The organism is Edaphobacter sp. (assembly GCF_035763405.1).
Lineage (GTDB): Bacteria > Acidobacteriota > Terriglobia > Terriglobales > Acidobacteriaceae > Edaphobacter.
Map to the genome: position 1 here is coordinate 48,034 of NZ_DASUBE010000098.1, position 6,149 is coordinate 54,182.

Here is a 6,149-nt window from a genome sequence, read left to right on the forward strand (position 1 = left end):
TCCATCCATTTCGCGGATACATCTCGTCACTTTGCAGAAGCAAAAGTACCCTAAGTGGGCAACCACTTCATTGTCAAGCAAAAAAGAAAACGTAATCTCCAACCCCGTCCGTCATGTAAAAACGGATAAATGCCGGGATACTCGCAGAATCCACCCAGGACAAATCATCTCGCCCATCCGCCGCCGCAGAACCGCCCCCACCAGAGCTGCATCTTCCATGGACTGACCAATTTCCAAAACCGACCACATAAGGCCGGATGTCCCATCTTCGGCGCAGCTTCATCGCGCCTAAGATGGGTTCAACGCACCCTCAACCCGCCCCGCCGCGCTGCCACACCGGATAAGGCAGCCCCGCCAACCGATTAATCACAAACGCCTGTACCGTCAGCAACACCACAGCCACCTCAATCACCACCAGGTGATACGGCATCGAAAGAATCCCCAGCGCCACAATCAGTGTCGTCGCGCCTGCCGGCGGATGGTTCACGCGAAACAACACCATAAACGCCCCGGTAAACGCCAGCGACAGCGCCGCCGACAAGATCCTCGGCCAGTACACGCCATCGTGAAAGTTCGGAGCGCCATGTTCCAGCCCCGCTGCCCAGAACGCTCCATACCCGCACACCAGCCCAATCGCGTGCCCCAGAATCGCATTGCGCGGCGTAGACGACTCACCCAGCGGAGCAAAGAAAAACAGATACGCCGTCGGCCCCAGCGACGGAAACACAAACGGCGTCTCGCTCACCACGGCCAGCAGCGCCAGCAGCCCAATCGTCACAAACCCATTGACGAACACGTACGCCGTCCAGATCAGCAGGGGCGGAAAATGATCGAGCAGCCACGCCAGGCGCATATGCCTGAGCGCCGTAGACATGTGCTCCGAGCCAATGCGCGGTGGCCGCCGCTGCTGTTCCTGCTCCATCAATGAGCGCCCGCCTCTTCAGAGCATTTTTCCACCACTGCGGTTAAAAACATTTCCCATGGCTGTCGTTGCTCACTGCGCTGTCATTCTGACCCTGAGCTTGCGAAGCGGAAGAATCCCGTATTCCGCTCGCAAGTCTGCGGAATCATGCGCTCATCCGCGACGCCATCCGCGAGAAACCCTTCTCAGATATTCGGCAGCAGATCAAAATACTCATCATCCTCATTACTCCCGCCCTCGCCTTTGCCCAGGTTCTTCTCACTTGCCACAAACTCAATCCGCTCAATCCACTTCACCATCTTGTAGCCCAACTGGTTCTCCACCCGCAGCCGCACCGGCGAGCCGTACGTCTCCGTCAGCGGCGCACCGTTCATCTCCAGCGCCAGAATGCACTCCGCCTTCAGCACATTCTCCAAACTCTGCGTATCGTAGTACTCCTTCCCATACAGCGAATAGCCGAACGAAAAAAACGCCAACACCTGCGCCTCAGGCTTCGGCCGCACACGCTCCACCAGCTTGCGAATCGGCACGCCGCGCCACTCCGCAATCCCCGACCACCCCTGAATGCAATGGTGCATCGTAATAAAGCTCTCCATGCCCATCTCGCGCAGGTCTTCAAGCGAAAGCTCCACCGGATTCTCCACCAGCCCGCCGACCTTCAGCCGATAATCGGCAAACCTGCTCGCCGCCAGCGCCTTCCAGTCCTCGCGCACCGGCATCTTGCCGTTCGGCCAGAAGTGCGGCGAGATCTGATCGCGCGTGTACTTCTCCGCCGGATGAAACCGGTTCAGCGTCGCCAGCATCAGCGGATACGTCACCGCCTTCTGTGCATTCTGGAAGCTGCGCGGATACTTCCACGAAACATAGTGCGCCACAATCCACAAGCCCACCACCACGGCAATCCCAACGAACCCCAGAATCATTCCGATCGAACGAAGGTCGTCCGTGCCCATCACAATGTGGTTCATGTTGCGCCGGAATCCCGTCATCGCAATCAGCGTCACATGCACCACAATGAACGCGAAGAAACCGTTCATCATAATGAAGTGAATCGACCGCGCCGACTGCCTGCCGCCGAACAGCTTCGCGTACCACTGGAACCGGTTCACCAGCGCAGGCGACATCGCCAGCCCGGTCAGAATCGACAGCGGAGCCATCACAAACACCGTCGCCGCATACGCAATCTGCTGTAGCGCGTTATAGCCATAAAATCCGTTCGGCTCCGGCGGCAGATGAAAGCTCGCGTAACAGACAAACGTCTTCCACGCATCGGCCACCGTGTCCCACCGCGTCGGAATCAGCCGCATCCACTGATCGGTCGTGAACAGGCAAATCACAAAAACTATTCCGGTGATGATGAATCCATACACCGTAATGAAGTGCCACGACCGCGCCACGCCCACCGTATGCCTGTACCCCGGCAGCCCCACAATCGGCGAGATGTACCGCGCATCGTCCTTCGCCGTCCACACGCGGTCCGTCGGCACCCGCAGCGGCGTAAACCGTATCCACTCCGACCCCGGCGTGCAGTCGTCATTGAAATAAAGCCGCGGATGGTCCATCAGGATCGAGATGCCACTACGAATCAGCATCGTCAGAAAGAGAAAATTAAAAAAGTGCGTCCACCGCACCCAGCCCGGAAACCCGTGCGGCCCGCTCATCGTGCCTTCCATGAACTGTGGCAGCTCTTTCAGGTGAGGAATACCGACGATCACAGCCTGCACCCACGCCGCCACCACCGGTACCGCAACGCAGGCAATCAGGATAGCCAGAACAGAAGGCCGTATCCAGATCCGAAACCGCCGATCCGGCGGATAATGCACCGCACGATGCGCACTGTCGAAGGAGATCATCCACATCACCTCCCTGCCAGTATGCACCAACCCCACTCCCCTCGGCCTATGACTCCAGACACAGCCGAGTGCCCAATCTTCGGCGCAGCTTCATCGCGCCTAAGGTTGGGCTCCAACGTCACCCCAAACGCACGCCATCTCAACCGGACTCGGCCCTGTTTGCCGCACCACCAAACGCACGCCATCTCGACCGGAGCCGGCCCTGTTTGCCACACCGCCAAACACACGTCATCTCGACCGAAGGCGGCGCTTTTTGCCGCCGCAGCGGAGAGCCCCCCGCATTTCCTCCAGGCGCCACAACCTCATCACCTAACCCAAGACTCTACCCACGACCACATCAGAATTTATTTCCCAGTTGAAATACGATGGTGCTACCCTACGCCCATGCGCCGCCTGCACCTCACACTCCTCGTCCTGTTCGTCGCCGCCCTCACCGCCGCTGCCCGGGCCCAAAATCCGCTCGCGCCGCCGCCCACACCCGCGCAAACATCCGTCGCGCCATCCACCCCGCTCAACCCCGCGCTCCCCACCGTCTTCATCGTCGGCGACTCCACCGCACGCAACCAGGCCGACCTTGGCTGGGGCGACCACTTCGCCCACTACTTCGACACCACACGCATCAACGTCGCCAACCGCGCCCGCGCCGGACGCTCCAGCCGCACCTTCATCACCGAAGGCTCCTGGGACCGCGTGCTGGCTCAGATCAAGCCCGGCGACTATGTCCTCATCCAGATGGGCCACAACGACGGCGGCGCGCTCGACGGCCCCAAAGCGCGCGGCTCGCTCCACGGTCTCGGCGACGAAACCAAAGACGTCACCCTCCCCAACGGCCGCACCGAAACCGTCCACACCTACGGCTGGTACATCCGCAAATACATCGCCGACGCGCGCTCCAAAGGAGCCACACCCATCCTGCTTTCGCTCACCATCCGCAACATCTGGAAGCCCGGCCCCGACGGTCGCCAGCACATCGAGCGCGACATGGGCTACGACGCCGGCCTCAAACAGCTCGCCCAGCAAGAGCACGTAGCCTACGTCGACATGGCCACCGTCGAAGCCGACCGCCTCGAAGCCACCGGCCCCGAAAAAACCGCGCTCCTCTTCCCCATCGACCACACCCACACCAGCTCCCAGGGTGCCGAACTCAACGCCCAGTCCGTAGCCATCGCCCTGCGCAACGCCCACTCTCCGCTCGCCGCGTATCTGAAACCAGAGTAAGGCCTTCCCCGCCACCCACGGCGCCGCCAGAACATTTACACTAGTCTTTGGGGCAAACGCACCCCGAAGGACGCCTGAGTTGATAAAGAACCCATTCCATAAGATCTTCGGCACCCCCAACGACCGCATCGTCAAGCGGATGCTGCCGACCGTCAGAAAGATCAACGATCTTGAGCCTGCCATGCAGGCGCTCTCCGACGACCAACTCCGCGCCAAAACCGTCGAGTTCCGCCAGCGCGTCGCCGACGCCGTCGCCGCCGAGAACCTCGACCCCGAAGATCCCGACGCAGACAAGCTCCGCCTCGCCGCCGAAACCGCCGCGCTCGACGACATCCTGCCCGAAGCCTTTGCCGTCGTCCGCGAGGCAGGCCGCCGCACCGTCGGCATGCGCCACTTCGACGTGCAGATGATCGGCGGCATCGTCCTCCACGGCGGACGCATCGCCGAGATGAAGACCGGCGAAGGCAAGACCCTCGTCGCCACGCTGCCCTGCTATCTCAACGCGCTCGCAGGCCGCGGCGTCCACGTCGTCACCGTCAACGACTACCTCGCCAAACGCGACGCCGAATGGATGGGCAAGATCCACGGCTTCCTCGGCCTCACCGTCGGCGTCATCGTCCACGACCTCTCCGACGAGCAGCGCCGCGAGGCCTACGCCGCCGACATCACCTACGGCACCAACAACGAGTTCGGCTTCGACTATCTGCGCGACAACATGAAGTTCGAGCTCAAAGATCAGGTCCAGCGCGGCCACTACTTCTGCATCGTCGACGAAGTCGACTCCATCCTCATCGACGAAGCCCGCACCCCGCTCATCATCTCCGGCCCCACCGACCAGACCACCGACAAGTACACCCGCGTCAACGTCATCATCCCCAATCTCGAAGAAGGCGAGCTCGTCGAAACCATCGACACCAAAACCTGGTCCGGCGACTATGTCGTCGACGAGAAGGCCCGCGCCATCACCATCACCGACGAGGGCTGGGAAAAAATCGAAAAGCTCCTCGGCATCGGCAACATCGCCGACCCCGAAAACTGGGACCTCAAGCACCACGTCGAAGTCGCCGTCAAGGCCCACGCCCTCTACAAGCGCGACGTCGAGTACGTCGTCAAAGACGGCGAAGTCATCATCGTCGACGAGTTCACCGGCCGCCTCATGCCCGGACGCCGCTGGTCCGACGGCCTCCACCAGGCCGTCGAAGCCAAGGAAGGCGTCACAATCCGCAAGGAAGACCAGACGCTCGCCACCATCACCTTCCAGAACTACTTCCGCATGTACAAAAAGCTTAGCGGCATGACCGGCACCGCCGAGACCGAAGCCGCCGAGTTCGGCAGCATCTATCGGCTCGACATCGTCGTCATCCCCACCAACCGCAAGCTGCTCCGCAAAGAAAACCCCGACGTCGTCTACCGCACGTCGAAGGAAAAGTACTTCGCGGTCGCCGACGAAATCGCCAAGTTCCACGCCGACAAGCAGCCCGTCCTGGTCGGCACCACCAGCATCGAAAAATCCGAGCTGCTCTCCGAAATCCTCAAGCGCAAAGGCGTCCGCCACGTCGTCTTGAACGCCAAGTTCCACGAGAAGGAAGCCGAGATCGTCGCGCAGGCCGGCCGCCTCGGCATGGTCACCATCGCCACCAACATGGCAGGCCGCGGCACCGACATCCTCCTCGGCGGCAACAGCGAGTTCATGGCCCGTCAGGAGCTGGTCAAAAAATCCCAGGCCCGCGCCGTCTCCGCCGCCGAAGGAGCCATCTCGCCCGTCGCCGGCCCCGGCATGGTCCGCTTCTACTACGCCAGCCAGGAGTTTGAAACCACGCAGGCCCAGTGGGACTCGACCATCTCCGCCCACGAAGCCGCCGCGAAAAAAGAACACGATGCCGTCATCGAAGCCGGCGGCCTCCACATCCTCGGCACCGAGCGACACGAGTCACGCCGCGTCGACAACCAGCTTCGCGGACGCGCCGGACGTCAGGGCGACCCCGGCTCCTCGCGCTTCTTCCTCTCCCTCGAAGACGACCTCATGCGCATCTTCGCCCGCGAGTGGGTCTCGACCCTACCCCAGCGCCTCGGCATGGAAGAAGGCGTTCCCATCGAGAGCCGCATGATCTCGAAGCGCATCGCTTCGGCACAGGAGGCAGTCGAGAGCCAGAACT

Annotated in this window: 4 protein-coding genes; 2 read left to right on the plus strand and 2 right to left on the minus strand. The window is 61.5% G+C overall.

Annotated features, from left to right (window positions below; genetic code table 11):
* Positions 1-310 precede the first annotated feature (310 nt).
* Together VFU66_RS10220 and VFU66_RS10225 are read right to left on the minus strand one after the other, a co-directional pair.
* On the minus strand, positions 311-922 hold the full coding sequence (locus VFU66_RS10220) for an HPP family protein (protein WP_326446144.1): 612 nt from the start codon (positions 920-922) through the stop codon (positions 311-313).
* A gap of 185 nt (positions 923-1,107) precedes the next feature.
* The gene (locus tag VFU66_RS10225; RefSeq protein WP_326446145.1) at positions 1,108-2,802 is read right to left on the minus strand and encodes a molybdopterin-dependent oxidoreductase; all 1,695 of its coding nucleotides are present in this window, start codon (positions 2,800-2,802) and stop codon (positions 1,108-1,110) included.
* Positions 2,803-3,159: 357 nt separating this feature from the next.
* On the opposite strand from VFU66_RS10225, the gene VFU66_RS10230 reads away from it, so the two are divergent.
* Together VFU66_RS10230 and secA are read left to right on the plus strand one after the other, a co-directional pair.
* Positions 3,160-3,993 carry a rhamnogalacturonan acetylesterase gene (locus VFU66_RS10230; protein WP_326446146.1) on the plus strand — a complete coding sequence of 278 codons (834 nt, stop codon included), beginning with the start codon at positions 3,160-3,162 and terminating at the stop codon, positions 3,991-3,993.
* Positions 3,994-4,132: 139 nt separating this feature from the next.
* Positions 4,133-6,149 (plus strand): preprotein translocase subunit SecA (gene secA, locus VFU66_RS10235; RefSeq protein ID WP_326446149.1); only part of this gene is annotated, 2,017 nt, incomplete at its 3' end.

What these genes read in the sequence shown, in the direction of transcription:
- VFU66_RS10230 (WP_326446146.1), top strand. Translation starts at nt 3,160, where the DNA reads ATGCGCCGCCTGCACCTCACACTCCTCGTCCTGTTCGTCGCCGCCCTC.
- VFU66_RS10220 (WP_326446144.1), bottom strand. Translation starts at nt 922, where the DNA reads ATGGAGCAGGAACAGCAGCGGCGGCCACCGCGCATTGGCTCGGAGCAC.